The sequence below is a fragment of the Streptomyces sp. NPDC088810 genome, from assembly GCF_044750305.1.
GTDB lineage: Bacteria > Actinomycetota > Actinomycetes > Streptomycetales > Streptomycetaceae > Streptomyces.
Genome location: NZ_JBIVJQ010000003.1, coordinates 287,728 through 314,582 on the forward strand (window position 1 = coordinate 287,728; position 26,855 = coordinate 314,582).

Sequence of the window (26,855 nt, forward strand, 5' to 3'; positions counted from 1 at the left end):
GCTGTAGCAATGATGCAACAAGAAGGCGCACGTAGAGTGCGGGGTCATGCGCATGAACGTCTCCGCGGAGCCCGACGCGGCCGGTCTGCGACCGCTGTCCGCCCGGTCGGTCGTGCTCAGCCTGCTCCTCGGCGTGCACCCGCCTGAGCTGCCCGTGAAAGACCTGGTCCGGCTCGTGGAGCCGTTCGGGGTCGGCGGCTCCACCCTGCGGGCCGCGCTGAGCCGGATGGTGGCCGCCGGTGACCTCCGGCGCGCGGACGGCGTCTACCGGCTGAGCGACCGGCTGCTGGCCCGGCAGCGCCGCCAGGACGAGGCCGTGCGGCCCCGCACGCGCGCGTGGGACGGCGACTGGGAGATGGTGGTGATCACGGCGACCGGCCGCGGCCCCGCCGAACGCGCCGACCTGCGCACCCGGCTGACCGCCCTGCGGCTGGCCGAACTCCGCGAGGGCGTGTGGCTGCGCCCGGCCAACCTCGACCGCGCCCTGCCCGCGGGTCTGCACCGGCTGGCCCTGACGTGCACCACGCGCCCCGACGAGCCCCCGCGCGACCTGGCCGCCCGGCTCTGGCCGCTGGCCGGCTGGGCGGCCACCGCGCGCGCCCTGCTCGACCGCGCCACCCGGGCCGACCGCCCGGCCGACCGGTTCACCGCCTACGCGGCGGCCGTCCGCCACCTGCTCACCGACCCCGTCCTGCCGTCCGCCCTGCTGCCCGCCGACTGGCCGGGGGAGAGGCTGCGCACCGCGTACGCCGGTTATCGGCGGGAGTTGGGCGTGTCGCTGGACGCGCACGTAGCGGAGTAATCAAACGCGGAATGACTCCTTCATTGAAGTCAACGCCGTGTAAGGCCATGACCGTTGGAAAGAATTTGCTTGTCATATAGGGCGCTTCATGCCAGAGTGGCGTCATCGCGACGAATGACTGGGGGATACAGCGATACACGGGGGACGGGGGAAAGAAGTCCCTTCTGCGTAGCGTGCGCTCACTGTTGCGCACCGCACCGACCGGCAAGCCCGATGGGCACTGTCAGCTCCGGCGTCGACCGCGCCGTGCGTGCCCAGTTCTAGGTTTGGATTCTGGTGATAGCGGAAGAAGTGTACGACCTTGTGCTGGACGACCTGTTCGTCCAGCTCCATCAACTGGTTCCGGGAAGTTCTGTCTTCCTCAAGATCGAGGGCCTCAATCCCGCGGGCTCGGTGAAGCTCAAGACCGCGGTGGCCCTGGTCGAAGAAGCCGAGGCGTCCGGGTGCCGCTTTCCGCGGACCCGGCTCATCGAATCGACCTCGGGAAACCTGGGAGTCGCCCTGGCGATGGTCTGCGCCGCCAAGGGCTATTCCCTCACCTGTGTCACCGACCCGAACGCCAACCCGCAGACGGTCCAACTGATGGAGGCCCTCGGCGCGGAGGTCGTGGTGGTGACCGTCCGGGACGGCAACGGCGGCTATCTGCAGTCCCGCATCGACCACATCCAGGAGCGCCTGCGCCGGGAACCCGACCTGTACTGGCTCAACCAGTACGCCAATCCGGCGGGTCCGCGGGCCCACCGGCAGCGGACGGGGCGGTCCATCTTCAAGGAACTGGGCCACGTGGACTACGTGTTCGTCGGCGCCGGCACCACGGGGACGCTGATGGGCTGCGCGCAGTTCTTCCGCCGGCACAGCCCCGGGACGCGGATCATCGCCGTCGACAGCGTGGGATCGGTGACCTTCGGGGGACCGGCGGCCCGTCGGCATATTCCCGGTCTCGGCACCAGCAGGCGGCCGGAAATCCTCACCGAGGCCATGGTCGACGAAGTGGTGCTGGTCTCCGAGACGGAAGCCGTGGACATGTGCCGCACCCTCGCCAGGGAACGCGGACTGCTGCTCGGCGGGTCGACGGGCACGGTACTCAGCGCGGTACAGAGCACGGCCAAGAAGATTCCGGACGGCAGTGTCGTCGTGGCCATCTCACCGGACTTCGGTGACCGGTATCTGGACTCCGTCTACAACGATTCCTGGGTCGCCGAGCGCTGGCCCGGACATCTCTGAAAGACCGTCACGGAAAAACAGCTCGGGCGACCACCCGAGACGGGGGAAACGTAAAGTGTTCAATTTTGAAATAGTCGCGGGCGGCACCGTGCGCGACGTCCTGCGCGACCACCGTCGCGAAGTCCTGGACCTGGTGAGCCGCACCTATCGCATTCACGAGGCCGGCGAGACCGTCAATCCCGACAGCTACTTCCTGCGCTTCCCGGAGAAGCCGGATTCCCGCATCATCGCACTGCCCGCCTTCCTCGGCCCCGAGGCCGGGGTCGCCGGCATCAAGTGGATCGCGAGCTTCCCGAAGAACACGGAGTCGGGCACACCCCGCGCCTCCGCGGTGCTCGTCCTCAACGACTACGCCACCGGCTACCCCATGGCCTGCCTGGAAGCCGCCACCATCAGCTCCGCCCGCACCGCCGCCTCCGCCGCCGTCGCCGCCACCGCGCTGCGCCCCGAGGGACACCGCGGGAAGAAGGTCGCGGTCGTGGGGGCCGGGGTCATCGCCCGCACCATCTGCGACTACCTGCACGCCGCGGGCTGCGTCCCCGACTCCTGGCTCGTCCACGACCTGCACGAGCCCTCCGGCCGGGCCCTGGTCGAGCACCTGCGCTCCACCCGGCAGGCGCCCGCCTCCTTCACCACGGACCTCGCCGAGGCTCTCGCGGCCGACACCGTCGTGTTCGCGACCACGGCGCTGAAGCCGTACGTCACCACGCCGTTCGCGCCCGGCCAGCTCGTGCTGCACATCTCGCTGCGCGACCTGGCTCCCGAGGTGGTGCTGGGGGCCCAGAACATCCTGGACGACGTCGACCACTGCCTGAAGGCCGACACCTCGCCGCACCTCGCCGAACAGGCCACCGGCTCCCGCGACTTCGTCACCGGCACGCTCGCCGGCGTACTGAACGGCGACGTCACGCTCGACGCCGGACGCCCGGTGATCTTCTCGCCGTTCGGCCTCGGCGTGCTGGACCTCGCGGTCGGCGCCTTCGTCCTGGAACAGGCGCGCCGCGACGGCACGGCCCTCCAGATCCCCGACTTCTTCGGGGAGACACGCCGGTGGTGACCCCGATACGACCGTCCGTGGCGATCATCGGCATGGGCTCCCGGGGCCTCGGGCTCCTGGAACGCCTGGTCGCCCACTGCCTCACCCGGCCCGCGCCGGTGACCGTGCACCTGGTGGACCCGCAGCCGCCCGGCCCCGGGTTCCACCTGGCCGGCCAGCCCGACCACCTGCTGCTCAACACCGTCTGCTCCCAGCTGACGGCGTTCGCGGACGAGCGGATGGTCGAGGGCCCCGTACCGCTGTCCGGCCCCTCGCTCGCCGAGTGGTGCGAGGAGCGGGACCTGCGCCTCGCGGACGACGGCTACACCGTCCGCGCGGGCCGGGGACACCGGATCCGCCCCAACGACTTCCTGCCGCGCAGGCTGCTGAGCGAGTACCTCGCCTGGGCCGCCGAGGAGATCGTCGCGGCGGCGCCCGACTGCCTGACGGTCGTCCGGCACCGCTGCGAGGCGGTCGACGTGCGGCCGGGCCCCGCCGGCACCGAGGTGGTCGAACTCGCCGACGGCACCCTGCTCGACGCCGACGCCGTGTTCGTCACCGTCGGCCACCACTCCCTGTACCGGCCGGCCGCACCGGCCGCCGAACCCCGGCTGATCAGCCGCCCGTACCCGCTGCCCGAGGCTCTCGACGGCGTCGCGCCGGGCGAGCGCGTGGCCGTCCTCGGCACGGGCCTGACCGCCATGGACGTCGTCGCGAGCCTGACCCTGGGCCGCGGCGGCCGGCACGAGCGGCACGCGTCGGGGCTGCGGTACGTACCGAGCGGACGGGAACCCGGGATCGTCCTGGCCAACCGCTCGGGCCTGCCCTCGCGCAGCCGGCCGCACCTCGCCCCGGACCGGGTGCGCTTCGCACCGCTCGCGCTGACGAGCGACGGTGTCGCACGACTGCGCCGACGGCGTGCCGACGGCCGTCTGCACTTCCGTGAGGACGTGCTGCCGCTGATCGAGGCGGAGATGGAACTGGCCTACCACCGCACGCTGCGGGCCCGCGAATGCGGTGACGCGGCGGCCGCGGGCCGCGAGTTCGCCGAACGCGTCCGGCAGGCCGGGTACGAGGCGCTGCTGGCGGAGTGCCGCGCCCGCCGGGGGCCGAGCCCGCTGGGCGGCATCCTCTCCCCGGCCCCGGCCGGGCGGCAGTGGGACGACCACGACGCGTACGCCCGCTGGTTCACCGGCGAGGTGGCGGCGGACCTGGCCGAGGCCCGGGCCGGACTCGGCGTCAGCCCCCTGAAGGAGGCCCTGGAGGTCCTGCGGGACCACCGTGACGTCCTGCGCACGGTCGTGGACGCGCCCGGCCTCGACGACGCGTCCCTCGCCGGGTTCTTCGGCGAGTTCACCGCCACCGTCAACCGGCTGGTCATCGGCCCCCAGCTGGACCGTTCGGCCGAGCTGCTGTCCCTCGTGCAGGCCGGCGTCGTCCAGCTGGGTCCCGGCCCGCGGCCCAAGGTCGTCGCCCCGGCGGGGCAGGGCCCCTGGATCCTCGAGTCCACCGCCCTGCGACGGCCCGCGTCCGTCGAGGTCGACCACGTGGTGCACGCGCACGTCCGCGAGCCCGCCCCCGACCGCGTGCCCGGATCCCTCCTCGGCAGGCTCGTCGGCGCCGGCCGCGTCCGCACCCTCGGCTCCCGCGGCGGCCCCGCGCACGGCCTGGACGTCACCCGCGAGGGCCGGGGCGTCGACCATGCCGGGAAGCCCCAGCCGCGGCTGTTCTTCCTCGGCCCGCACACCGAGGGCTCGAGCTACTACAACCACTACGTCCCCTCTCCGGGCGTGCCGTCCCGCGCACTGATGGACGCGGAACTCGCCCTGAGCACCTCCCTTCCGTCCGTGATCACGAGGATGCGATGACCAACAGCGAGAAGTTCACGCCCTGGACGACGGAGTACCGGCCGGAGACCCGGGCCGCGCAGGGCGACGGCTGGCGGGGCCCGGCGACGGGAGCCGTACCGCCGCCCGTCAGCCTCGCCGCGACCTACGCACGGGACGCCGAGTACCGGCTGCCCGGCGGCCTGGCGTACCTGCGGGACCAGGGCAGCCCCGGCTACGAGCAGGTGGAGCACGTGGTCGCGGGGCTGGAGGGCGGCTCCCGGGCCCTGGTGTTCTCCTCCGGCATGGCGGCGGCCACCGCGGTCTTCCAGGTGCTGCCCGGCGGTTCCCGGGTCGTCGTGCCGAGGACCATGTACTTCGGGCTGACCAAGTGGCTGACGGAGTTCGGGCCGCAGCGCGGCCTGGAGGTCGTCCAGGTGCCCATGGACGACCTGGACGCCGTGGCCGCGGCCGTCTCCGCCGCCCCCACCGCCCTGGTGTGGGTGGAGAGCCCGGCCAACCCGACCTGGACGGTCACCGATGTGGCGGCCGTCGGCGAGATCGCCCACCGCGCCGGTGCGCTGCTCGGCGTCGACAACACGGTGCCCACTCCGGTGCACAGCCGCCCGTTCGAGCTCGGCGCCGACCTGATCATGCACTCGGGCACCAAGTACCTCAACGGGCACACCGATGTCGTCGCCGGCTTCCTCGTGCTGGCGCCGGAGCGCACCGAGGCCCGGGAGACCGTCTGGGAGCGGCTCCTGCTGCACCGCAGGCTGACCGGCCCGCTGCTCGGCCCGCTGGAGACGTACCTGCTGATGCGCGGCATCCGCACGCTGTTCCCGCGCATGCGGCAGATATCGGCCACCGCCCTCGCCCTCGCCGAACACTTCGCCGAGCACCCGCTGGTGGGCCGGGTCGCCTATCCGGGCCTGCCCACCGACCCCGGGCACGCGATCGCGGCCCGCCAGATGACCGGGGGTTTCAGCGGCATGCTCTCGCTGCATGTCGCCGGTGACTGGCAGCGCTCGCTGCGCGTCGCCCAGAACTGCCAACTCTTCATCCGCGCCACTTCGTTGGGCGGCGTGGAAAGTCTCATCGAACACCGCTATACCTTCGAGGGGCCGGACAGCACCGCACCCAAGGACATGGTCCGCCTCTCGATCGGCCTGGAGAGCCCGGCCGATCTCGTCGCCGACCTGGAACAGGCCCTGGAACGGGCCGCGAAGGAAGACCGTTGAGCCCCGAGTCCCCCGAGACAGACACCACGCCGGGCGCGGCGCACACCGCCGCGCCGCCCTCCGCCGCCGGCCGCTCCGCACCGGAGCGGCCCGGGGGGCCGGAACCGGCCGGAGAACCCGACCCGGCCAGAGAGCGGGCTCCGGCCGGAGAACCGGCTCCGGCCGGAGAGTCCGAGCCGGCGCCCCCGCCCCGGCTGCTGCGCGACGCGTCCCTGTCCGCCGTACTCGCGGGCCTCGTGGCCGTCGTCGTGTCCTACTCGGGACCGCTGGTCATCGTGCTCGCCGCGGCTTCGGCCGGACACCTCGACACCGCGCAGACCAGTTCCTGGGTATGGGCCATCTCCATCGGCAGCGGCCTCACCTGCATCGGGCTGAGCCTGCGCACCCGGATGCCGGTCATCACCGCCTGGTCGACGCCGGGCGCGGCGCTCCTGGTCACCAGCCTCGGCGCGTACTCCTACGCCGAGGCCATCGGCGCGTTCCTCATCACCGGTGCCGTCATCACGCTGATCGGGCTCACCGGGGTGTTCGGGTGGCTGATACGCCAGGTGCCGGCGGCGGTGGTCTCGGCCATGCTGGCGGGCATCCTGTTCAGCTTCGGCACCCATGTGTTCACCTCGCTGAAGACGGCGCCGGTGATCGCCGGATCCGTGCTGGTGGCCTACCTCGTGGCCAAGCGGCTGCTGCCGCGGTACGCGGTGCTGATCGCGCTCGCCGTGGGGGTCGTCGGCAGCGCGGCCACCTCCCGGCTGCACGTCCACGTCGACACGATCGAGCTGGCGCGGCCGGTGCTGACCTCGCCGGCGTTCTCCGTCGCCTCGCTCGTCGGCATCGCGGTGCCGATGATCCTGGCCACCCTGGCCTCGCAGAACGCCCCCGGCATGGCGGTGCTCACCGCCTCCGGATACCGGCCCCAGGACCGTCTGCTGATCGGCACCACCGGGCTGGTCTCCACCGCGCTCGCCCCCTTCGGGTCGCACGCGATCAACCTGGCCGCGATCACAGCGGCGATCTGCACCGGCCCGGAGTCGCACCCCGACCCGCGGCGGCGCTACGTGGCCGGTGTCTCGTGCGGCGCCTTCTACCTGCTGATCGGTGCCTTCGGCTCCACACTGGTGGCCTTCTTCGCCGGGCTGCCGAAGGAGCTGGTCGCCGCCATCGCCGGCGTCGCCCTGTTCGGGGCGCTGGCCGGCGGCATCACCGGCGCGGTCAAGGAGGAGAAGGACCGCGAGGCCGCGCTGATCACGTTCCTGGCCACCGCCTCCGGCGTCACCCTGTTCGGCATCGGCTCCGCCTTCTGGGGCCTGGTGTTCGGCGTGGTCGCCCACCTCGTCCTGTCCGGGCGGTGGCGCCGGCGGACGGCCGGGGCGTGACCAGGGGCCGGGCCGCCCTCGCGGCCCGGCCCGCCCGGCTCACCTGTAGGTGATGTCCGAGCCGGAGTACTTGCAGTACGTCCCGTCCGGTGTGGAGCCGTTGGTGGTCGGTTCCTTGCCGGTGTTGTTGCCGATGTACTTCTGGCAGGGAATGATCTTCTTGCTGGTGTCCCCGACGATGGTGATGTTCCGCAGGGTCGCGCTGTCGCCGTAGTTGGTGTTGATGCCGACGAGCTTGCTGCCCTTGTAGGTCGCCTCGATGCCGCTGAGGTTGATCGTCCGCTTGTACTGCGTCTTGCAGTTGCCGCAGGAGCGGGCGAAGGTGCCGAAGTTCTTCACGGCGAAGCCGGAGACGTTCAGCGTGCCGGCGCCGTTGAACTGGAACACCTTGTCACTGGCCTCCTTCGCCCCGCCGCCGCTGACGGTGTAGACGTTGGACGACGAGGAGCCGAGGAAGGTGGCCGCGTCCTCGCCGACGTCCTCCCACCAGACGTTCTGCAGCGTGCAGCTGCCCAGGCAGTGGATGCCGTCCGCGGCGGGCGAGCCGATGATGACGTTCTTGAGGACCGCGCCGGGGGCGAGTTCCAGGAGGGGGCCCTGATCCTCGTCCTGGCTGTCGCTGCCGAGGTCGCCGCTGCCGTAGAGCCGCTTCATCCCGTAGTCCTTGGTGCCGGACACGGAAATGGTGGAGGAGACCGGCTGGCTGCCGTTCGGGGCCGGCCAGGTGGCCGCGTCCGCCGGTGCCGATGTCATGATCATGCCAAGCGTGAGTCCGAGGGTGGCCAGGCCGCCCAGCAGACCGCGCGAGGTTGCCGATGAGGTCATGTCCCGAATGCCTTCTTCCGAGTGGAGGTCAGATCTTTCCGGCGCCTGCGCCCGACGTCACCGAGGCGACGACACCGGAGGCGGGTTCGGCTGTGTAGCCGTACGGCGGGGTGGTGAAGCCGCCGGCCTGCGAGACCTCGGTGGCGGCTCCGCCGAGGTCGTTGCCGCGCAGGACGGCGTATCCGTCGACGTCGCTGTCCCGGATGGTGGTGACGGCGACCCGGGTGTCGCGGAAGACGTTGTTCTCGACGAGCATCCGCGCGCCCATGCGGGAGTGCACGGCGGTCTCGGCGCCGACGACGTAGTTGTCGTAGAAGTGCCCGGTGCCGAAACGCAGGCTCGGGATGCGCGAGTTGACGTGGTCGAACCAGTTGTGGTGGTACGTCACCCGCAGGTGCCCGGTGTCCTCGGCCGCGTTCTTGTCGCTGTGGCCGACCAGTGAGCCCTTGTAGTGGTCCTTGAAGACGTTCCAGGACACCGTGACGTGATCGGAGCCGTGGCTGATGTCGACCAGGCCGTCGTAGTGGTCTTTGCCGTGGTCGCGGTCGGAGGACAGGGAATTGTGGTCGATCCACACCTGCGTGGCGGTCTGGACGGTGATGGCGTCCGTCTTGACGGCCTTGCTGATGGTGAGGTTGCGCAGGACGACGTTGCCGACCTTCTTCAGGCGCAGTCCGCCACCGGTGAAGCCGGAGGACGAACCGACGCCCAGGACGGTGGTGTTGGAGCCGACGTCGACCTGACCGCTCAGCTTGATCAGGCCGCTCACCTTCACCACCTTCGCCGAACTGCCGGTCACGGCCGCTTTGAAGGCGTCCAGGGTGGAGACGGTCACCGCCGGGGCGCTGCCGCCGCCGGTCGTTCCGGCGCCGAAGCCGACCGGAGCCGGGTCGGCCGCGCCGGCCGGCTGGGGCAGGGCGACCAGAGCGGCGGTCGCCAGCGCAACGGCCGTGGCGGTCGTGCCGGAAACTCTTCGGAGGTGCATGCGGGTGCGTCCGTTCTGTGTGGGGGCAGGTCATGTACATGAATCACATACGACACCAAGAACGCAGCTTTGGGGGTTCGGCGGTCGACATGGCCCGTTTCCGTGCCGACCGGTCACGCTGATGAACGGACCGTAGGATGCAAGCGCTTTCTAGTCAACCTGTCGCGCAGGCTCTTTCGCGCCGGGAGAAGTGCTGTGGGAGCGCTTCCATGGGTCGCGTGTCCATGCCACGATGCCGGGTGGTTCCCCGCACGATGCGCACGCAGCACGCCCCCGCACGAGCCGCGATCAGAAGGGACAGGTGACGTGCCCCCCACACCGCACCGCTCGAGAACCGCCCTCCGCAAGGCACTTGTGGCCCTGCTGGGTGGACTGCTGCCGCTCCTCGCGGCACTGGCACTCGGCGCGCCCCCGGCCTCGGCCCGGACGCAGGCCGTCCCCACGGCCACCCTCACGGAGGTCACCGGCTTCGGCGCCAACCCCAGCAACCTGCAGATGTACGTCTACGTCCCGGCCGGCGTCACCGCACACCCGGCGGTCGTCGTGGCCGTGCACTGGTGCGGCGGCTCCGCCTCCGCGATGTACTCCGGCACCGAATGGTCCTCGCTCGCCGACCAGCACGGGTTCGTCGTCGTGTACCCGTCGGTGACCCGCTCCAGCAAGTGCTTCGACGTCTCCTCCCCGCAGGCGCTCCGCCGCGGCGGCGGCAGCGACCCGGTCGGCATCCGGTCCATGGTCGACTGGGCCACCCGCACCTACGCCGCCGACACCGGACGGGTCTTCGTCACCGGCATCTCCTCCGGCGCGATGATGACCAACGTCCTGCTCGGCGACTACCCCGACGTCTTCGCCGCGGGCGCCGCCTTCTCCGGTGTCCCCTTCGGCTGCTTCGCCACCACCGACGGCTCCGAGTGGAACAGCGCCTGCTCCGGCGGCACCGTCATCCGCACCCCCCAGCAGTGGGGCGACCTGGTGCGCGCCGCCTACCCCGGCTACACCGGTCCGCGCCCGCGGATGCAGTTGTGGCACGGCACCGAGGACGACACCCTGCGCTACCCGAACTTCGGGGAGGAGGTCAAGCAGTGGACCAACGTGCACGGCGTCGGCCAGACTCCCGCCGCGACGGACACGCCCGTCTCCGGCTGGACCCGCACGCGCTACGGCGCCACCGGTGACCGGGCACCCGTCGAGGCGATCAGCCTGCAGGGCGTCGGCCACAACCTCTACAGCTGGGGCATGGCCTCCCGGGCGCTGGCCTTCTTCGGCCTCGACGGCGGCGGCACCCCACCGCAACCGCCCACCGCCGCCTGCAAGGTGACGGCCGCAGTCAGCACCTGGAGCACCGGTCTGACCGCCTCCGTGACCGTCACCAACACCGGTACGACCGCGGTGAACGGCTGGAAACTCGGCTTCACCCTGCCGGCCGGGCAGACCCTCACCAACGGCTGGAACGCCGGCTACACCGGCAGCTCCGGCGCGGTGACGGCGACCAACGTCGCGTACAACGCCACCATCGCGCCCGGCGCGAGCGTCACCATCGGCTACCAGGCCACGCACACCGGCAACAGCGCGGCACCGGCCGCGTTCAGCCTCAACGGCAGTGCGTGCACGGCCGGTTGACGACCCGGGATGCGCGCCGGACCGCCCTGATGGGTCCGGCGCGCACCCTGCCGGGCCGGACTGCCGGCCACACCGGCGCCGGCCCGCGCCCGTCGGCCGCGCCTGCGCACCGACCCCGCCCCGCATCCCGGAAAGGACTCCGTGAAGCCGTCCAGCAGAACGCCGTTCGCCACCCTGCTCAGCACCTGCGTCCTCGTCCTCGCCCTCGTCGTGACGGCCTCCGCCCTCACGGCGCTGGTCACCAGGACGGCACCCGCCACCGCCGCGGCCGGCCCCGGCCGGCACTGGGTGAACACCTGGACCGGCATGCCCCAGCTGACCGAACCCGCCAACCTGCCGCCCGCGCCGTACACCGGTGAGAAATCGGTGCTCGTGGACACCACCCTGCGGCAGACCGTGCGCGTCACCGCCGGCGGCCCCCGCATCCGGCTGCGCTTCTCCAACGCCTACGGCGACACCCCGCTGCCGCTCACCGCCGTCACCGTGGCCCTGCCCCGCGACGGCAGGGCCGGCGTCAGCGCGGTCGAGCCGGGGAGCCTGCGCCGGGTCACCTTCGCGGGCCGGGACGCCGTGACCGTCCCGGTCGGCGCGCAGATGGTCTCCGACCCGCTGGACTTCGGGCTGCGCGCCGGATCCGAGCTGACCGTGACGGCGTACACCGCGCGCGGCCAGGCCTCGCTCGCGCTCACCTCCCACCCCGGCTCGCGCACCACGTCGTACCTCGTGCACGGCGACCACACGCGCGACGCGGACCTCCCCGGCGCGACCGCCGTCGACCACTGGTACCTGCTGAGCGACGTCGAGGTGCTCGCGCCCGGCCGCAGCCGGGCGGTGGCCGTCGTCGGCGACTCGCTCACCGACGGACGCGGCTCCACCACCAACGGCAACGACCGCTGGCCCGACCGGTTCTACGACCGCCTGCACAGCCGCCCGGCCACCTCGGGCATCGCCGTCCTCAACCAGGCGGCCGGCGGCAACCGCGTCCTCAACGACGGGCTTGGCCCCAATGTGCTCGCCCGCCTCGACCGGGACGTCCTCTCCCGCAGCGCAGTGGCCTGGCTGATCGTCTTCGAGGGCGTCAACGACATCGGCACCGCCGACGCCACCCCCGGAGCGCAGCGCGCGGTGACCGACGACCTGATCGCCGGGTACCGGCAGATCGTCGTCCGCGCCCACGCCCAGGGCATCCGGGTCTACGGCGCGACCCTCACCCCGTTCGGCGGCAGCACCCTGTACGACGACCCGGCGAAGGAGCGGGAGGCCGGCAGGCAACGCGTCAACACCTGGATCCGCACCCCCGGCCACTTCGACGCGGTGATCGACTTCGACCGGGCGGTACGGGACCCCGCCCCCGGCCGGCTGCTGCCCGCGCTGCACGCCGGGGACTGGCTGCACCTGAATCCCGAGGGGTACCGCGTCCTCGCCGCGGCCGTGCCCGAGGGGCTGTTCCGGCACACCTCGTGAAGCCACGTCTCCAGCAGGGTTGCGCACGGGGCGGGGTAGCGCCGACAGGATCCGTGGCGTTCCCTGGAAAGAAGCGGAGCTCGTTGAGAAAAGAGGGGATGACCAGCACGGTCACGGGCACTCAGTGGGGGGGCACGCAAGACGATCTCACCCGAGGAGAGTCATGGCTGAGCAGAAGTCGTCGGCCCTCACGGCGCCCCTGCGCGGCGCTGCCTCGGTACTGCGCAGGGTGCCCGGCGCCGGAACGGTGACCAGGGCCGCGGAGGAAACACTGGACAAGGTCGGCGCGGTCTCGCCCCGTGGCCGGCGCATGGCGGTGTACGCGGGGGCCGGGCTGCTCGGTGCCGCGGGCGTGGTCGAGTGGCCCGTGGCGCTCACCGGCGCGGCGGTGGCCTGGCTCACCCAGCCCCGGCCGACGGAGGCCGGGGACGCGGGCGCGCAACAGCCCGAACCCGCCCACGACCTCGGCACCGCCGCCCTCAGGTCCGGCGGCGGGGGCCACGGGCACGGCCGGGCGGACGCCGGGACCACGACGTCCCCGGGCAGCCCCGCCCCGGGCCGTTCCGGGCACACCGGGACAGCCGGTCCGCCGGACGCGGCCCACGGCGTCCAGGCGTCGGCGGCCAGGACGTCCCACGGTCCCCTCGGGCCGACCGCGCGGCCCGACCGCACCACACTCTGAGGGAGGTCATGGTGCTCGGTCTCCTGACGGCGCCGGCGGCCGCCGCCCGCCTGATTCCCGCGGCCCCACGCCTGCTCGCGCGGGCGGCGGCACCGGCGGTCGGACTGGCCGCCGGTGCGGCCGCCGGAACAGCGCGCGCCGGCGTGCGCGGCGCGGACGCCGCCGCGCGGGTGGCGCGGGTGGCCCGCAACGCGCTGCCCGGCGCCGGTGACCACTGGCGGTCCGGCGCCCGCGCCCACCTGGCGGTGCGGCCCCTGGAACCGGACCACGCGCGGCTCGCCGGCGGTACGGCGCACCTGGCGCGCCGGATGGCCGAGGCGCTGGCGGACCACCCCGAGGTGCTCGTCGCCTACTGGGACCAGGGCCTCGCCCGCCTGGTGGTGACCGCGACCGGTGAGGAGGCCGCCGACCGGGTCCTGGAGCACGCGGCCGGTCTCGCCGAACGGCACGGGCTGGTCCTGGCGGCCGGCGACGTCGAGGAGACCACGCATCCGGCCGACCCGGCCGGGGTGCGCGCGGCGGCGGCCACGCTCGCCGCCGACGGCATCGGCATCGCCGTCGCCCTGACCGCGTACTGGCTGCGGCTGCCGCCCTCGCCCCGCCTGCTGACCGCGGTCGTGACCCTGCTGCGGGAGAACCCGCGCTTCCGCGACTGGCTGCGCTCCCGGCTCGGCGACGCCCGCATGGACCTCGTGCTGGCCTGCGCGAACGCTGCCGTGCACGGCGCCGGCCAGACCCCCACCTCCCTCGTGCTCGACGGAGCCCTGCGCGGCTGCCAGGTGGCCGAGACGCTGGCCCGCTCGGCCGCCTTCGAAACGCTGCACGACCGGCTGTGCGCGCCCGGCCGGGTCAGCCTCGGCGCCGACCCGGACAGCCCGCCGCGCCCGCCGCTGCGCGTCTCCCCGGCCCAGGAGTACGCGGGCCACGCCTCCGCCGGCAGCCTCCTGGGCGCCGCGGCCACCCTGCTGGTCAAACACGACGGTGCCGAGGCGGCGGAGGCGGTGCTGGCCGGCTCCCCGAAGGCGGCCCGCTACGGTCCCGCCGCCTTCCACGCCGTGCTCAGCGCCGCCCTGGCCCGCACGGGCGTCCTGGTCCGCGACCCGGAGCGGCTGCGCGAGCTGGAGATGGCCGGCACGGTCGTCCTGCACCCGAGCGCGCTGCGCACCGAGGACGGCGAGGCCGACGCCTGGGCCGAGCCGGTGCTGGACGCGGCCCGCCGGGCCGGGCTCCGGGTCGTGCTCGTGGACGATCCGGCGCTGGAGGACTTCACCGGTCTCGCCGACCAGGTCGTCGACGCACGCCGGCCACTGGACGACGTGGTGTACGAGGCGCGCGGCGACGAGGGCGCCGTACTGGTGGCCGCCCGGGTGCGTGCTGCCGACGAGCACGACGTCCTGGCCGCGCTGCGGGCCGCCGACGTCGCGGTCGCGCTGACCGACCGGGACGGCGCGGTGGTGTGGGGCGCCGACATCCTCGCCCTGCACGGCCTGCCCGACCTGTGGCGGGTGCTCACCGCGATCCCGGCCGCCCGCAGGGTCGGCCGCCGGGCCCAGACGCTGGCCCGCTCCGGTGCCGCGCTGTCCGGACTGCTCGTCGCCATCGGCGAGTCCAGCGGCGGAGGCGGCCGCAGGTCCGTCCTGCCGGGGCTCCGGCACGCGCCCGTCGACATCGGCGCCGCAACGGCCCTGCTGTCCGGGGCCGGGGCCGCGCTCGGCGTGGCGGCGGCCCGCGCCCCGCACCCCCGCCCCCGGGTGCACTGGCACGAGCTGGACCCGGACCAGGCCCGGGACCGGCTGGCCCACGAACCCGCCCCCGACACCGGCAACGCGCTGACCGCCCGGATGCGCCAGGCGGCCCGGACCGTCACCCGGCACCCGGCCGCCGCACCCGCCCGCTGGTCCTACCGGCTCGGCCGCGCCGTCCGCGAGGAACTCCAGGACCCGCTCACCCCGGTCCTGGCGGTCGGCTCGGCGGCGTCGGCGATCCTCGGCTCCGTCGTGGACGCGCTGCTCGTCGTGGGCGCCCTCGATCTGAACGCCCTGGTCGGCGGCGTCCAGCGGCTGCGGGCCGAGCGCGCGCTGTCCGGGCTGGTCGCGGAACAGCAGCAGAAGGCGCGCCTGGTGCCGCCGGAGGCCGAGGCCCCGGCCGGCGGCACCACCACCGTGGAGGCGGGCCAGCTCCGGCCGGGCGACGTCATCCAGCTCAAGACGGACGACGTGGTGCCCGCCGACGCCCGGCTGCTGTGGCAGGAGGGCCTGGAGGTGGACGAGTCCGCCCTGACCGGCGAGTCGCTGCCGGTGGAGAAGCAGACGGACCCCACCCCGCACGCCGCGGTCGCCGACCGCAGCTGCATGCTCTTCGAGGGCACGACCGTGGTGGCGGGCGAGGCCCGGGCCATCGTGGTCGACACCGGCGACCGCACCGAGGCCGCCCGTGCCGTCCACCTCGCCGCCCGCACGCCCCCGGCCGGCGGCGTGCAGGCCCGGCTCCAGGAACTCACCCGCAAGGCGCTCCCGCTGACCCTCGCGGGCGGCGCCGCGGTGACGGGCCTGGCGCTGCTGCGCGGCACCCCGATCCGCGAGGCGGTCAGCGGCGGGGTGGCGGTGGCCGTGGCGGCCGTCCCGGAGGGGCTGCCGCTGGTGGCGACGGTGGCGCAGCTGGCGGCCGCCCGCCGGCTGAGCCGGGGCGGTGTCCTGGTCCGCACCCCGCGCACGCTGGAGGCGCTGGGCCGCATGGACACCATCTGCTTCGACAAGACCGGCACGCTCACCGAGAACCGGCTGCGGCTGGTACGCACCTCCGACGCCGAGGGCACGGTCCGCGCGGTGGCCGACACCGGCTCCGAGCAGACCGTCCGGGCCGCCGCGCGGGCCTGCCCGCGGCTGAACGGCGGCTCCGACCGGCCGGTGCACGCAACGGACGAGGCCGTGCTGGCTGCGGCGCCGCCCGACCCGGACTGGACCCAGCTCGCCGACCTGCCGTTCGAGGCCGCGCGCGGGTACGCCGCCGCCGTCGGCCGCAGCGGCGACGGGCCGCCCGTGCTGGTGGTCAAGGGCGCCCCGGAAACCGTGCTGCCCGCCTGCGCCGGGCTGTCGGCCCGGGCCTCGGAGTCCGCGCACGCGCTGGCCGGGGACGGCCTGCGGGTGCTGGCGGTGGCCGAACGCCGGCTCGGCGCGGACGAGCAGGAGACGGACGCCCTCGAACGGCCGCTGGCCGGCCTGGAGTTCACCGGCCTGCTGGCACTGTCCGACGTAGCGCGCGAGACCTCGACGGCACTGGTGAACGGGCTGAACGGGGCGGGCGTACGGCCGGTCATGCTCACCGGCGACCACCCGCAGACCGCGCGGTCGATCGCCGCCGACCTGGGCTGGCCCGAGGACACCGTGGTGGTCACCGGCGACGAGCTGGCCGCGGCGGACCGCGCGACCCGGGCCCGGATGCTGCGTGACGCGGGCGTGGTGGCCCGGGTGGCGCCCGAGCAGAAGCTCCAGGTCGTGGAGGCGCTGCGGGACGCGGGCCGGGTGGTCGGCATGGTCGGGGACGGAGCCAACGACGCCGCGGCCATCCGGGCCGCCGACATCGGCGTCGGCATCAACGCCCGGGGCTCGGCCGCCGCGCGCAACGCCGCGGACATCGTGCTGACCGACGACGACCTGACGGTGCTGATCGACGCGGTCGGTGAGGGCCGCGCGCTGTGGCACAGCGTGGCCGACGCGATCGCCATCCTGATCGGCGGCAACGCGGGCGAGGTCGGGTTCGGCATCCTCGGCACGCTGCTGTCCGGGCGGGCACCGCTGTCCACCCGGCAGATGCTCATGGTGAACCTCTTCACCGACCTGTTCCCGTCGATGGCGGTGGCCGTGACGGAGAAGGAGGGCGAGGCGGACCTGGGGCACGTGGAGGAGGCGGCCGGGGTGCTGGGCGACCCGCTGCTGCGGCAGATCCGGCACCGGGCCCTGACCACCTGCCTGGGCGCGCTCACGGCCTGGCTGATCGGCCGCTTCACGCCGGGCACCGCCCGCCGCTCCAGCACCATGGCGCTGTGCGGGGTGGTCGGCACCCAGCTCGTGCAGACCCTGCTCGACCGGCGGGACAGCCGTCTGGTGCAGGTCACCTCGCTGGGCTCCGCGCTGGCCCTGGTGGCCATGGTCCAGACCCCGGGCATCAGCAGGGTGTTCGGCTGCACCCCGCTCGGCCCGGTCGCCTGGGCCGGCGTCGTGGCCGCGATCGCGCTCGCCCTGGCGGGCCAGCGCAGCCTGCCCCGCCTGGAACGAACCGTCACCCGCCTCCTGCCGACGTGACCGACACCGTGCCCGTCGGCGCCGGACCGGCTCAGACCGAGCGGTGGTACTGGTCCGGCACCCGGATCTCCGCGCCCAGTTCGCGGGCGGCGTGCCGGGCCCAGGACGGGTTGCGCAGCAGCTCCCGGCCGAGGAGCACCGCGTCGGCCTCGCCGTTCGCCAGGATCTTCCGGGCCTGCCCGGTCTCGGTGATCAGCCCCACGGCGGCGACGGGCAGCGGGGTCTCGGCCTTCACCCGGGCGGCGAACGGCACCTGGTAGCCCGGCTCGGCCGGGATGGTGACGCCGGGGGCGTTGCCGCCGGTGGAGACGTCGAGCAGGTCGACGCCGTGGGCGTGCAGGTCGTGGGCGAGGCGGACGGTGTCCTCCGGGGTCCAGCCGCCGTCCTCGAGCCAGTCGGTGGCCGAGACGCGGAAGAACACCGGCTGGTCCGCCGGCCACACCTCCCGTACGGCGTCCACGACCTGGAGGGCGAACCGGGCCCGGTTCTCGTACGAGCCGCCGTAGGCGTCGGTGCGGTGGTTGGAGTGCGGGGAGAGGAACTCGTGGATCAGATAGCCGTGGGCGCCGTGGATCTCGACGATCTCGAAGCCCGCGGCACGCGCCCGGCAGGCGGCGGCGGCGAACTGGCCGACGATCTCGCCGATCTGCTCGACGGTCAGCTCGGTGGGGACCGGGTGGCGCTCGTCGAACGACAGCGCGCTCGGGGCGAGCGGTTGCCAGCCGTGCGCCTCCGGCCCGACGGGGGCGCCGCCCTTCCACGGCCGGTCGGTGGACGCCTTGCGGCCGGCGTGCGCGAGCTGGACCGCCGGCACGGTGCCCTGCGCGGTGAGGAAGCGGGTGATCCGGCGGAAGGCCTCCACCTGGGTGTCGTTCCACAGCCCGAGGTCGTACGGGGAGATCCGGCCCTCGGGCGAGACCGCGGTGGCCTCCACCACGATCAGCCCGGTGCCGCCGGCGGCCCGCGCCGCGTAGTGCGCGAAGTGCCAGTCGTGCGGGGCGCCGGCGAGCGGGCCCTCCGGCTCGGCCGAGTACTGGCACATCGGGGGCATCCACACCCGGTTCGGGATGGTCACTTCGCGCAGGGTGATGGGCTCGAAGAGCGCACTCACGTCGGACTCCATTCGTCACGGACCGCTGGTGGCTTCGTACGGTACTCCTCGTACTACGAGAGATGTCAAACTACGATGCCTCTCGTACAATGTGGGAGACGAGGATTCCGTGACGAGGGGGCAGCCGCCGTGACCGACACCGCCACCACCGGCCGCGCGCTGCCGCACCCGGACCGGGAGCAGATCCGCCTGGAGGCCGTGCTGCACGCGCTCTCCGACCCGATGCGGCTGCAGATCGTGCGGGAACTCGCCGCCAAGGAAGCGGAGTTGAGCTGTTCGCAGTTCGACCTGCCGGTGACCAAGTCCACCACCACGCACCACTTCCGGGTGCTGCGGGAGAGCGGGGTCATCCGGCAGGTCTACCGGGGCACGGCCAAGATGAACGGCCTGCGCCGGGACGATCTGGACGGCCTCTTCCCGGGACTGCTCGACAGCCTTCTCGCCGCCGCCGACCGGCAGGCCGGCCGCATCGGCGCTTCCGCCTGAGCCGGCCGCCGGACCACCCTTCCCTTGGCGCCGGCGGGCTTCGTCCCGGCCATGCTGCTCGGCACGCAGCGGTGCGCGCCCGCCTTCCTGTCCCTCGCGCCGCCCACGATCAGCGGTACCGCGGCGGCGCCCGCGTACATGGCGAGCGCGTGCTGCAACGCGCGTTACGACCCTCCTGCCGCGCCGAGCAGGGTGTCCCAGTCGGCCAGCTTGACCACGCTCCGCCCCAGCCGGGCCCCCAGCTCGGCCTCGGCCCGCTCGATCGCCAGCCAGCCCTCCCAGGGCACGGGCGCGATGCCGGCCGCCCGCAGGGCCGCGACGGAGTCCTCCGGCACGTCCGCGCGGCCGAGTGCGGGAGCGTCCGCGAGCAGCGTGGTCACCGTCTCCTTGGCGCAGGGCCGGTTGGTGCCGATGACCCCCGTGGGGCCCCGCTTGATCCACCCGGCGACGTACTCGCCGGGCGAGGGCACGCCGTCGCGCAGCACCCGGCCCTCCCGGTGCGGGATCGTGCCGCTCGCCGGGTCGAACGGCAGCCCCTCCAGCGGCACTCCGCGATAGCCCACCGAGCGCAGCACCAGTTGCGCGGGCACGTCCTCGTACCGGCCCGTGCCGGTCACGCCGCCGGATGCGTCCGGAGCCGTCCGTTCGAAGCGGACGGCCCCCACCCTGCCGCCGTCCTCCAGCAGCTCCACCGGGCGCAGGAAGAACCGCAGCCGGATCCGCCGGGCGGCGGTCGTGGCCGGCCGGGCCGCCCAGTCGCGCAGCACCTCCACGTTGCGGCGCGGCCCGGCCGGCAGCGCGCCGGGATCGGCCGGATCGAGCGCCAGCTCGGCCTGGTCGACGATCACGTCGGTGCCGGGCAGTCCGCCCAGCTCGCGCAGCTCCTTGGTGGTGAAGCGGGCCTGGGCGGGGCCGCGCCGGCCCACCATGTGCACCTCGGTGAGGCCGCTCGCCGCCAGTGTGTCCAGCGCGGCCTGCGGGATGTCCGTGGGGCGCAGCTCCGCCGCGCCCCGGACCAGCATGCGGGTGACGTCCACCGCGACGTTGCCGACTCCGATGACCACCGCCGAGCTCACCCCGCGCAGGAAGCCCGCGTCGGCCGCGTCCGGATGGGCGCTGTACCAGGACACGAACTCGGTCGCGGACCAGCTGCCCGGCAGCTCCTCGCCGGGGATCCCGAGCCGCCGGTCGGTGGCGGCGCCCACGCAGTACACCACCGCGTGGTAGAGCCCGCGCAGCTGCTGCACCGGCAGGCCGCCGGGGCCGCCCACCCGGACCCCGCCGAGGAACCGCACCCGCTCGTGCTCCAGCACCGTCCGCAGGCTGCCCTGCAGGGACTTGATCTTCTCGTGGTCGGGGGCGACGCCGTAGCGGACCAGGCCGTAGGGGCACGGCAGCCGGTCCAGGACGTCCACGCGGACCTCGGGATCGAGCTGGATCAGGCTCTGGGCGGTGTAGCACCCACTCGGCCCGGAACCGACGACGGCGACACGCAGCACAGCGGTACTCCTCGCCCGAAGGAGAGTGTGCGGACGGCTCCAGCATGGCACCGCCGGGCGCCCGGCGGCAGGGGCCGGTGGGGTGACCCGGAGCCGGGTCCGTGCGGATGAATGTGATCATCCTCCGCATGGCTGTGTGGCACCTGTGGCCGGTGTTGCCCATGGGTGGCGCGGGGCTCGGCGGCGCCCGGACGGGTCGAACCCGTCAGGAGCTGCTCGGCCGTTCCTCCGTGGCGAAGAACCGGGACAGATCCCCGCCCCCCGCCGCCGGGTCCGGCTCGCTCTCCGGGGGCACCCCCATCTCCCAGTCGAGCCCGTACCGCTGGAACAGCTCGGCCCGCAGCACCGGCACGGGCATCGGCACCCCCGGAACCAGCGCCGCGTACACCGCGCCCATCAACAGGGCCCGCAGCATCGGGTAGTCGGCCGACACGTTCTGCGCGCCGTACCGGGTCACGGTGTCGCTCAGCAGCTCCGCGAGCCGGCGTTGCTCCGGGCACCGCACGAAGCCCTCGGCGTGGAGCAGGCCCGCCATGTGCTGGCGCATCAGCACGGGCCGGTCCCGGGCCAGGCCCAGGATCGCGTCGATGGCCCGGGCCAGCCGCTCCCGGCCGTCCTCGGTGCGCGGCTCCCGCTCCAGCGCCTCCTCCAGCGTGCGGTGCATCAGCCGGTGCACGGCGGACTGCACCAACTGGCGCTTGCCGGGGAAGTAGTACGACACCAGCCCGCGCGCCGAACCGGCCCGGTCCGCGATGTCGCCCAGCGTCGTGGCCTCGAACCCGCGTTCGCCGACGAGTTCGACGGCGGCCTGCAGCAGCCGTTCCCGGGAACGCCGCCGCAATTCTTCATTGACCGAGGCGCTTCGCGGGGACATCCTGTAACTCCTGCGTTGACTGGCTGCCAGCCAACTATACTCAACGCAGCGGGGCACCCCTCTGCCTGGGGCCCGACCGGAACGGCCGTTCGTCTGGGGCGACGCGGGGGAGCGCCCCGGACGGACGGCACCGGCCGCCCCGTTCCCCGCCCGAGTCGCCGCTCAGCTCACCAGGTCCAGCACCGGCAGCAGTGCGTCGGGACGCCGGTCCACCGGCAGGTGGTCCACGAAGTGCACCCGGCAGCCGAGCGCTGCGGCGCCGCCGTCCGCCGCCCGGTTGTCGCCGACCATCACCACCCGCCGCGGATCCGCCCCGAGCGCCTCGCAGGCCACCGAGAACAGCCGCGGATCGGGTTTCTGCACCCCGTGCTCGTACGACAGCACGTACGTGTCCACGTAGGCGTCGAGCCCGTGTGCGCGGAAGACCGGACGCAGATCCCAGCCGATGTTGCTGACCACGCCGACGCCGATGCCGCGTTCGCGCAGGGTGCGCAGCACCTTCTCCGCGTCGGGGTACGGCGACCAGGCCGCGGGCGTCATGTGCCGGTCGTACAGGGCGTCGTACAGCCCGGGGCCGGGCAGCGGCACCCGGCGGGACAGGCCGGTGTAGGCGGCCCGGTGCAGCTCCGCGCTCTCGTCCCGCACCGCCCACAGCCCGGCGAGGTCCGCCGGCAGCTCCACCGGCTCCGGGCCGCCCGGCAGCCCGCCGGCCGCCTCCAAGGCGCGGGCAGCCCGGGTCAGTTCGAGTTCCGGCAGGGTGTGGCCGGTCTCGGCCAGCACCGCGCGCAGCCAGGACTCGGCGCTCTCGATGCGGAACAGCGTCCCGGAGAAGTCGAACAACACGGCAGCCATGGACGGGACTCTACCGGCGCCGGCGTGCCGGAAGCCGGGTCCGCACGTTCCGCGGCCACTCGTACACCAGCACCGCCACGGCCACCAGCAGCGCCCCGCCCAGCCAGCCGCCCAGCACGTCCGAGGGCCAGTGGACGCCCAGCCACACCCGGGTCACGCCCACGCCCACCACCGACACCAGCGCCGCCGCCACCCCCGTACGCCACAGGGCGCGGCCCGCGCCGCGGCGGTGCAGCAGCCACAGCAGCAGGCCGCACACGACGGTGGCGGTCATCGCGTGACCGGACGGGAAGGCCGCGTAGTGGGCGGAGTCGACGGGGTCCGGCCAGACCGGGCGGGGGCGGGCGACGACGGCCTTCACCGACTGCTGCACGAGCGCGGCCAGCGCGCAGGTGACCGCCAGCCACAGCGCCGTCCACCAGGCCGCGCGCCGCCAGACCAGCCACACCGCCGCCGCGCCGGCCAGCAGACGCATGGTGAGCGGGTCCCACACCCAGTCCGTCAGCACCCGGAGGACATGGGTCAGCTCGTGGTCGCGCACCGCCCAGCGGTGGGTGGCGCGGGAGATACGGCTGTCCACGGCGAGCAGGGGATGCCAGCGCAGGGCGACGAGGACCAGCAGCACCAGGAAGCAGGCGCCGAGGGCCGCGGCCACGCGGGCGGCCGTGCGGAGCGCCGCCGGCGGTTCGGGGGTGGGGGGCGAGGGGGGAGCGGTGGGGCATTGGTGCATGCCGCGATCTTTGTTGACGGGGCGGCCCGTGGCCAAGCGGCCGAGGTCAGCCCAGCGCCCGCAGCCCGGGCACCAGCGCCACCAGCACCGGGATCACGGGCACGAGCGCGGCGGCCGCCGTCAGACGCAGCCGGCGCAGCGCCGGCAGCCGGTCCGGCGCGGTCAGCAGCCGGTGCACCCGCTGCGGTACATGCGCCTGCGGGGTCGGGCAGGGCCCGAACACGCCCCGCTCCTCGTTCAGCCCGACCAGGGCCAGGGCCGTGGTCAGCCGGCCGAAGCGCCGGGAGGCCATGTCGTCGGCGGCCAGCTCCACCAGCCGGTGCATCTCGTCGCGGAACGCGGCGAACACCGGGACCTGCGGGAAGCCGCCCGCCAGCGCGGCCGAACAGTGCAGCAGCCAGTCGTGCCGGGCCTGCGCGTGCCCCTGCTCGTGCGCGAGCAGTGCGTCCAGTTGACGGCCCTTCAGGCGGCGCAGCGCCGCCGTGGTGACGACCAGCCGCGGCGCCGCGCCGGGCAGCCACCAGGCGTCCGAGCGGTCGCCCTCCAGCACCACCAGCCGGCCGCTCGCCGGCTCCTCGCCCGGCAACAGCGGTGCACGCACCAGCAGTTCCGCGCTGCGCCCGCGCCGCCGGACCCGGGCCCGTACGACCTCGCGCACCAGCATCGCCAGACTCCACAGGCCGCCGCAGGCGAGCAGTACGGCGGTGGGCGCCGCCCAGGGACCGGCCGCGCCGAGGGCGTAGGCCTCCACGACCCCGCGCGGGGCGGTGGCGAACACGTGCCCGCGCACCGCCTGCCAGGCCGCCGCCGCACTGAGGGTCATCGACAGCGCGCAGCACAACAGGACGGCCGCCACCACGCATTGCCACACCCAGAGGGCGACGACCGGCTCGCGGTCCGGCCAGTCGGCCCGGGCGAGCAGCCGCGGGGCGACGACGGCGGTCAGGGCGCCGAGCAGCAGCAGGGCCACGGGGACCATCATGGTCAGCACCCTATGAGCGCCGAACCGCTCAGCGGTACGGCCCGAGGTGCCGAAGTGACGCAGTCAACGCGGGCCGCCCCGGACCCGGCGCTCACATCGTCCCCCGTACCTGCTCGGGACGTTCGCGGCCAGCGCGCCGCAGCCGGCGTCATCGCCCGGTTCCCCGGTCCCGGTGCAGCCCCGCCGCAGCCCGCCGCCTCTGCCGCAGGTGTGGGTGCCGGAGGGCCGCGCTGCAGCCGGCCGGAGCCGGGTCAGGAGCTGGTCGCCGGCCCTTCCGCTCCGTACCGGAGGCCGTCGAGGAGCAGGTCGAGGAGGCGGCCGGCCCGTTCGCGCTGGTCGGGAGCGCTGGTGATCAGCGCGACGCCGGCCAGGCTGAAGCCGACGTCCAAGGGGTCGATGTCCGGGCGCAGGAGACCGGCGTCGGCGCCGGCGCGCAGCAGGGTGCCGAGCGCGGTACCGAGCTTGTCGAGGGTCTCGGCGAAGGGGTCCGCGCCGGATGCGACCGCGGCCCGCAGCGCGTCCGCCATGCCCTGCTTGGCCGCCAGATAGTCGATGAAGTCGTCCATCCACAGGCGGATCGCCCGGTCCGGCGCATGGTCGGCGAGCAGCTTCGCGGCGCTGTCGCAGACGCGGGCCAGCTCGTTGCGGTAGGCCGCCTCGACCAGCGCCTCGCGGGTGGGGAAGTGGCGGTAGAGCGTGGCAGAGCCGACGCCCGCGGCCTTGGCGATCGTGTCGATCGCGACGTCCGGACCCTTCTCGGAGAAGGCGCGCACGGCCGCCTCGAGGATGCGCTCCCGGTTGCGGCGGGCATCGGCACGCAAAGCGCTCGGCTTGGTGGTCAAGGCTGCTCCCTTCGTCGGGCGACCAGTCTAGCTGGACAACCGGGGAGTTCCCCACTTACCGTTGCGGATAACTGGGGAACTCCCCGGTTACGGGCGTCGGCCCGTCGTACCCCATGCAAGGAAGACCCTCATGACCTCCCCGAAGACGGTTCTGATCACCGGTACGTCCTCCGGTATCGGCCTGGCCGCTGCCATCGGCACCGCCCGGGCGGGCTGGGCGACCATCGCCACCATGCGCGACACCGGCAAGGCCGAGGCCCTGCTCAAGGCCGCCACCGAGGCGGGTGTCGCGGACCGGATCCAGGTGAAGCGCCTGGATGTGACCGACTCCGCGAGCATCACCGCCTGCCTGGACGAGGTCGTCGCCGAGCACGGCCGCCTGGACGGGCTGGTCAACAACGCCGGCGCCGCCCAGCTGGGCACCATCGAGCAGAGCAGCGTCGACGACGTCCGCACGGCCATGGAGGTCAACTTCTTCGGCGTGGTGGCGGTGACCCGGGCCGCCCTGCCGCACCTGCGTGCGTCGAAGGGCCGGGTGATCACCGTCAGCAGCGTCGGCGGCGTCGTCGGCCAGCCCTTCAACGAGGCGTACTGCGCGGCCAAGTTCGCCGTCGAGGGCTTCATGCAGTCCCTCGCGCCGGTCGCCGCCACCGTCGGCGTCGATGTCACCGTGGTCGAGCCGGGCGCGGTGGCGAGCGAGTTCGTCGCCAATCTCGGCCTGGACGTCCCGGCGCTGCTCGCCGCCGCCGGGCCCTACGGCCCGGCGCTGGAGGCCTACATCACCCGCACCCGGCAGTCGTTCGGCAACGCCCAGACCCCGGCCGAGGCAGCCGCCCCGATCGTCGACGCCCTGACCGTCGCCCGCCCGTCCTTCCGCATCCAGACCTCGCAGTGGGCCCGCGACTTCGTCGCCACCACCCTCACCGACCTCGACGGCTCCGCCGTCCAGGCCCTCACCGGTACCTGGGTGCGCTGACCTCCCCGCGTCCCGGTGGGTGCTCTGCCGACCCCGGCCCGGGCCGAGGGCCGCAGCGCACCGGACGCACAACCGACCACTCACACACCGCGGGGCGACCCGCAACAGCAAGGAAGATCATCATGGAACTCCGCACCCTCGGCAGCCAGGGCCTGACCGTCTCCGCCGAAGGACTCGGCTGCATGGGCATGAGCGCCTTCTACGGCAGCACCGACGAGACCGAGTCCCTCGCCACCATCGACCGCGCCCTGGAACTGGGCGTGACCCTGCTGGACACCGCCGAGAGCTACGGCCCGTTCATCAACGAGCAGCTCCTCGGCAAGGCCCTCGCCGGCCGCCGCGAGCAGGCCGTCGTCGCCACCAAGACCGGCGTCGAGTTCACCGACGACGGCACGCTCGTCGGCCACAACGGGAGCCCCGAGTACATCCGTCGTTCCCTGGACCGCTCCTTGCGCCACCTGGGCACCGACCACGTCGACCTGTACTACCTGCACCGGGTCGACCCGCAGGTGCCGATCGAGGAGAGCGTCGGCGCCATGGGCGAGCTGGTGGCCGCCGGCAAGGTCCGCTGCATCGGCCTGTCGGAGGTGGCCCCGCAGACCATTCGCCGCGCCCACTCCGTCCACCCGGTCACGGCGGTCCAGACCGAGTACTCGCTCTTCGAGCGCGGCATCGAGGGCGACGGGGTCATCGCCACCCTGAACGAGCTCGGAATCGGGCTGGTCGCCTACTCGCCGCTCGGACGCGGGTTCCTGTCCGGTGCGATCACCAGCCCGGACGATTTTGCGGCCGACGACTTCCGCCGTACCGACCCGCGCTTCCAGGGCGAGAACTTCGCCCGCAACCTGGCCGTGGTCGACGAGGTCCGCCGCATCGCCGCCGCCAAGGAGGTCTCGCCGTCCCAGCTGGCTCTCGCCTGGGTACTGCACCAGGGCGCGGTCGCCATCCCCGGTACCAAGCGCCGCCGCTACCTCGAGGAGAACGTCGCCGCCACCACCGTGACGATCACCGATGAGGACGTGGCCGCCATCGAAGCCGTCGCCCCGCGCGGCATCGTCTCGGGTGACCGCTACGCCCCCGAGCTGATGCAGAGCCTCAACGGCTGACCCCCGGGGCGTGCCGGG

General features: G+C 73.8%; 22 protein-coding genes. 13 read left to right on the forward strand and 9 right to left on the reverse strand.

Annotated elements, in window-relative coordinates:
• Positions 1 to 46: 46 nt before the first annotated feature.
• The 6 genes from ACIP4Y_RS12135 (at position 47) to ACIP4Y_RS12160 (ending at position 7,502) form a co-directional block, all read left to right on the forward strand.
• Entirely contained in the window at positions 47 to 802 is a 756-nt protein-coding gene (locus ACIP4Y_RS12135) for a PaaX family transcriptional regulator C-terminal domain-containing protein (RefSeq protein WP_401391304.1), read from the forward strand.
• A gap of 291 nt (positions 803 to 1,093) precedes the next feature.
• On the forward strand, positions 1,094 to 2,026 hold the full coding sequence (sbnA, locus tag ACIP4Y_RS12140; protein ID WP_401391307.1) for a 2,3-diaminopropionate biosynthesis protein SbnA: 933 nt from the start codon (positions 1,094 to 1,096) through the stop codon (positions 2,024 to 2,026).
• 55 nt (positions 2,027 to 2,081) lie between these two features.
• Entirely contained in the window at positions 2,082 to 3,083 is a 1,002-nt protein-coding gene (gene sbnB / locus ACIP4Y_RS12145) for a 2,3-diaminopropionate biosynthesis protein SbnB (RefSeq protein ID WP_401391310.1), read from the forward strand.
• On the forward strand, positions 3,080 to 4,930 hold the full coding sequence (locus tag ACIP4Y_RS12150; protein ID WP_401391313.1) for an FAD/NAD(P)-binding protein: 1,851 nt from the start codon (positions 3,080 to 3,082) through the stop codon (positions 4,928 to 4,930). Before sbnB ends, ACIP4Y_RS12150 begins: the two co-directional genes overlap by 4 nt.
• Positions 4,927 to 6,129: a PLP-dependent aspartate aminotransferase family protein gene (locus ACIP4Y_RS12155; RefSeq protein WP_358642977.1), complete on the forward strand. Its 1,203-nt coding sequence runs from the start codon at positions 4,927 to 4,929 to the stop codon at positions 6,127 to 6,129. The genes ACIP4Y_RS12150 and ACIP4Y_RS12155 overlap by 4 nt, the downstream gene beginning before the upstream one ends.
• A gap of 194 nt (positions 6,130 to 6,323) precedes the next feature.
• A complete protein-coding gene (locus ACIP4Y_RS12160; protein ID WP_358643062.1) occupies positions 6,324 to 7,502 on the forward strand; it encodes a benzoate/H(+) symporter BenE family transporter in 1,179 nt (392 codons plus the stop codon).
• A gap of 39 nt (positions 7,503 to 7,541) precedes the next feature.
• Here ACIP4Y_RS12160 and ACIP4Y_RS12165 read toward each other — a convergent pair whose 3' ends face one another.
• Together ACIP4Y_RS12165 and ACIP4Y_RS12170 are read right to left on the reverse strand one after the other, a co-directional pair.
• A complete protein-coding gene (locus ACIP4Y_RS12165; protein ID WP_401391316.1) occupies positions 7,542 to 8,327 on the reverse strand; it encodes a pectate lyase in 786 nt (261 codons plus the stop codon).
• A gap of 28 nt (positions 8,328 to 8,355) precedes the next feature.
• The gene (locus ACIP4Y_RS12170; protein ID WP_401391319.1) at positions 8,356 to 9,312 is read right to left on the reverse strand and encodes a polysaccharide lyase family 1 protein; all 957 of its coding nucleotides are present in this window, start codon (positions 9,310 to 9,312) and stop codon (positions 8,356 to 8,358) included.
• 306 nt (positions 9,313 to 9,618) lie between these two features.
• Between ACIP4Y_RS12170 and ACIP4Y_RS12175 the strand changes: the two genes are divergently transcribed.
• The 4 genes from ACIP4Y_RS12175 (at position 9,619) to ACIP4Y_RS12190 (ending at position 17,379) form a co-directional block, all read left to right on the forward strand.
• A complete protein-coding gene (locus ACIP4Y_RS12175) occupies positions 9,619 to 10,932 on the forward strand; it encodes a PHB depolymerase family esterase (RefSeq protein ID WP_401391322.1) in 1,314 nt (437 codons plus the stop codon).
• A gap of 141 nt (positions 10,933 to 11,073) precedes the next feature.
• On the forward strand, positions 11,074 to 12,396 hold the full coding sequence (locus ACIP4Y_RS12180) for an SGNH/GDSL hydrolase family protein (RefSeq protein WP_401391325.1): 1,323 nt from the start codon (positions 11,074 to 11,076) through the stop codon (positions 12,394 to 12,396).
• Positions 12,397 to 12,559: 163 nt separating this feature from the next.
• Positions 12,560 to 13,078: a hypothetical protein gene (locus ACIP4Y_RS12185; protein WP_401391328.1), complete on the forward strand. Its 519-nt coding sequence runs from the start codon at positions 12,560 to 12,562 to the stop codon at positions 13,076 to 13,078.
• Between the two features lie 8 nt (positions 13,079 to 13,086).
• On the forward strand, positions 13,087 to 17,379 hold the full coding sequence (locus ACIP4Y_RS12190) for an HAD-IC family P-type ATPase (protein WP_401391330.1): 4,293 nt from the start codon (positions 13,087 to 13,089) through the stop codon (positions 17,377 to 17,379).
• A 31-nt stretch (positions 17,380 to 17,410) separates the two neighbouring features.
• Here ACIP4Y_RS12190 and ACIP4Y_RS12195 read toward each other — a convergent pair whose 3' ends face one another.
• Positions 17,411 to 18,490 carry an NADH:flavin oxidoreductase/NADH oxidase gene (locus ACIP4Y_RS12195; protein ID WP_401391333.1) on the reverse strand — a complete coding sequence of 360 codons (1,080 nt, stop codon included), beginning with the start codon at positions 18,488 to 18,490 and terminating at the stop codon, positions 17,411 to 17,413.
• Positions 18,491 to 18,565: 75 nt separating this feature from the next.
• Between ACIP4Y_RS12195 and ACIP4Y_RS12200 the strand changes: the two genes are divergently transcribed.
• Complete coding sequence (locus ACIP4Y_RS12200; RefSeq protein ID WP_401391336.1) at positions 18,566 to 18,976, forward strand: ArsR/SmtB family transcription factor; 411 nt, start codon at positions 18,566 to 18,568, stop codon at positions 18,974 to 18,976.
• Between the two features lie 164 nt (positions 18,977 to 19,140).
• Here the strand turns inward: ACIP4Y_RS12200 and ACIP4Y_RS12205 are convergent, their stop codons facing one another.
• The 6 genes from ACIP4Y_RS12205 to ACIP4Y_RS12230 all read right to left on the reverse strand — a co-directional run bounded on the left by ACIP4Y_RS12205 (position 19,141) and on the right by ACIP4Y_RS12230 (position 24,755).
• Positions 19,141 to 20,475, reverse strand: coding sequence for an FAD-dependent oxidoreductase (locus ACIP4Y_RS12205; protein ID WP_401391339.1), 1,335 nt, complete (start codon positions 20,473 to 20,475; stop codon positions 19,141 to 19,143).
• Between the two features lie 205 nt (positions 20,476 to 20,680).
• On the reverse strand, positions 20,681 to 21,349 hold the full coding sequence (locus tag ACIP4Y_RS12210) for a TetR/AcrR family transcriptional regulator (protein WP_401391342.1): 669 nt from the start codon (positions 21,347 to 21,349) through the stop codon (positions 20,681 to 20,683).
• Positions 21,350 to 21,511: 162 nt separating this feature from the next.
• Entirely contained in the window at positions 21,512 to 22,201 is a 690-nt protein-coding gene (locus ACIP4Y_RS12215; protein WP_401391345.1) for an HAD family hydrolase, read from the reverse strand.
• 10 nt (positions 22,202 to 22,211) lie between these two features.
• Complete coding sequence (locus ACIP4Y_RS12220; protein WP_401391348.1) at positions 22,212 to 22,931, reverse strand: phosphatase PAP2 family protein; 720 nt, start codon at positions 22,929 to 22,931, stop codon at positions 22,212 to 22,214.
• A 46-nt stretch (positions 22,932 to 22,977) separates the two neighbouring features.
• The gene (locus tag ACIP4Y_RS12225; protein ID WP_401391350.1) at positions 22,978 to 23,913 is read right to left on the reverse strand and encodes a M56 family metallopeptidase; all 936 of its coding nucleotides are present in this window, start codon (positions 23,911 to 23,913) and stop codon (positions 22,978 to 22,980) included.
• Between the two features lie 251 nt (positions 23,914 to 24,164).
• Positions 24,165 to 24,755: a TetR/AcrR family transcriptional regulator gene (locus ACIP4Y_RS12230; protein WP_401391353.1), complete on the reverse strand. Its 591-nt coding sequence runs from the start codon at positions 24,753 to 24,755 to the stop codon at positions 24,165 to 24,167.
• 130 nt (positions 24,756 to 24,885) lie between these two features.
• Between ACIP4Y_RS12230 and ACIP4Y_RS12235 the strand changes: the two genes are divergently transcribed.
• Together ACIP4Y_RS12235 and ACIP4Y_RS12240 are read left to right on the forward strand one after the other, a co-directional pair.
• The gene (locus tag ACIP4Y_RS12235) at positions 24,886 to 25,731 is read left to right on the forward strand and encodes an SDR family oxidoreductase (protein WP_401391356.1); all 846 of its coding nucleotides are present in this window, start codon (positions 24,886 to 24,888) and stop codon (positions 25,729 to 25,731) included.
• 122 nt (positions 25,732 to 25,853) lie between these two features.
• Positions 25,854 to 26,837, forward strand: a complete 984-nt coding sequence (locus tag ACIP4Y_RS12240; RefSeq protein WP_401391359.1) for an aldo/keto reductase — start codon at positions 25,854 to 25,856, stop codon at positions 26,835 to 26,837.
• Positions 26,838 to 26,855 lie beyond the last annotated feature (18 nt).